The following is a 2,085-nucleotide window of genomic DNA, read 5'->3' as shown; positions in this document are numbered from 1 at the left end:
TGTCGATTTTAATTCGCATAATCTTTATATGTGAATGTTAAAAGCGCCTGTTGGCGCTTTTTTTGTGCTTAATTTTTATCGCTCTATGGGTTAATCTGACTCCTTTTCTTTATCGGGGCAAGCAGCGATAATCGTGGCGATTCCTTGATCGTTAACCTCTTCCAATCTGATATCAAACCCCCAGAGCCTATGTAAATGTTTTACCACTTGGTGGCAACTTTTAGCTAAAGGTATTCGATTCGTGGGAATATATTGTAGGGTAAGTGAGCGATCGCCGCTGACTTCAACCTGGTGGATCTGGATGTTCGGCTCAAGGTTGGAGAGATTGTACTGTTGAGATAACATTTGACGTATATCTTGATACCCCTGCTCATCATGAATCGCTGAGACAGAAAGGTAGTTTTTCTTATCATCATCCAAAATACTGAACAGTTTAAATTTCCTGATGATGTTAGGTGACAAGTATTGGCTAATGAAGCTCTCATCTTTAAAATTCTGCATGGCAAAATGTAAAGTCTCTAACCAATCACTGCCGGCTATATCAGGAAACCACTCTTTGTCTTCATCGGTGGGGTTTTCACAGATACGTCTGATATCGATAAACATGTTGAAGCCCAAGGCATAAGGATTAATACCATTGTAGTGGGGGTCGTTGTAGCTTGGCTGCACAATAACATTGGTGTGGTTTTGCAGAAACTCCATCATAAAACTGTCTGTGAGTAAACCATCATCATAGAGGTGATTTAAAATCGTGTAATGCCAAAATGTAGCCCAGCCTTCATTCATTACTTGAGTTTGTTTCTGAGGGTAAAAGTATTGCCCCATTTTCCTTACTATCCGCACTATCTCTCTTTGCCAGGGCTCCAGTAAGGGAGCGTGTTTTTCGATGAAGTAAAGTATATTTTCCTGAGGTTCTTCTGGAAATTTTAACTCGGTTTTCTCATCCTGCTCTTGATGTGCCTTAGGCACGGTGCGCCACAGGTCGTTGACCTGACTCTGAAGATATTCTTCACGTTCTTTCTGCCTGAGCTGTTCCTCTTTAAATGATATCTCGCTCGGCCGCTTATATCTATCGACCCCATAGTTCATCAGAGCGTGGCACGAGTCTACTATCAGCTCAACTTGCTCTATGCCATGGAGCTCTTCGCACTGGCTGATATAGTTCTTGGCAAAAACCAGATAATCTATGATAGAACTGGCATCGGTCCAAGTTTTAAAAAGGTAGTTATTTTTGAAGAAACTATTATGACCCAAACTCGCGTGAGCCATCACCAAGGCTTGCATGGTGATAGTGTTTTCTTCCATCAGATAAGTGATACATGGGTCAGAATTAATGACAATTTCGTAAGCTAGCCCCATTTGGCCACGTTTATAACTCTGTTCAGTCTCAATAAATTTTTTACCGAAGGACCAATGGGTGTAGCCTAAAGGCATGCCGATACCCGCATAGGCATCCATCATCTGTTCTGCGGTGATCACTTCAATTTGGTTGGGGTATGAGTCTAGCCTATAGTGGCTGGCGACCCTCTCAATTTCGGTTAAGTATTTCTGCAGCAGTTCGAAGTTCCAGTCTGGCCCGTCATCGAGCTGTGTCCGCCTTTGCTGGTTATCCATAACGCCCCCTTATACAGCTTGCTTCTTGAAGAGTTCTCGAAATACAGGATATATATCTTCGGCCTGTTTGATATGCTGTACGGCTATGTTATCGAAAGATTTCTGTAGGCCCTCATACTCGCGCCACAGTGTCTGATGAGCTCGGTTGGTGATCTCTATGTAGCTAAAGTAGCGCACCACAGGCAAGATCTTTTTCTCCAGTAGTTGCTTACAACTGGGTGAGTCGTCGGCCCAGTTATCGCCGTCAGATGCTTGGGCCGCATAGATATTCCATTCACTCTCCGGATAACGTTCCTGCTGGATTTTGTACATCAGTTTCAATGCACTTGAGACTATGGTGCCACCGGTTTCTTGTGAGTAGAAGAACTCATGTTCATCGACCTCTTTTGCCTGAGTATGGTGGCGAATATAGACAACATCTAAATTCTTATAGGTACGGGTTAGAAAGAGGTATAGCAAGATATAGAAGCG

General features: G+C 43.1%; 2 protein-coding genes. Both read right to left on the bottom strand.

Annotation, left to right across the window (positions count from 1 at the left end):
- Window positions 1-90: 90 nt before the first annotated feature.
- Window positions 91-1,614, bottom strand: coding sequence for a SpoVR family protein (locus KT99_RS19645; RefSeq protein WP_005503789.1), 1,524 nt, complete (start codon window positions 1,612-1,614; stop codon window positions 91-93).
- A gap of 9 nt (window positions 1,615-1,623) precedes the next feature.
- Window positions 1,624-2,085: DUF444 family protein (locus KT99_RS19640; protein WP_005503773.1), on the bottom strand; the 462-nt coding region annotated here is incomplete at its 5' end.

The sequence above is a fragment of the Shewanella benthica KT99 genome, from assembly GCF_000172075.1.
GTDB classification, from domain to species: Bacteria; Pseudomonadota; Gammaproteobacteria; order Enterobacterales; family Shewanellaceae; genus Shewanella; species Shewanella benthica_A.
The sequence above is the reverse complement of the archived record's forward strand: the minus strand, read 5'-3'. Positions and strand labels throughout refer to the sequence as shown.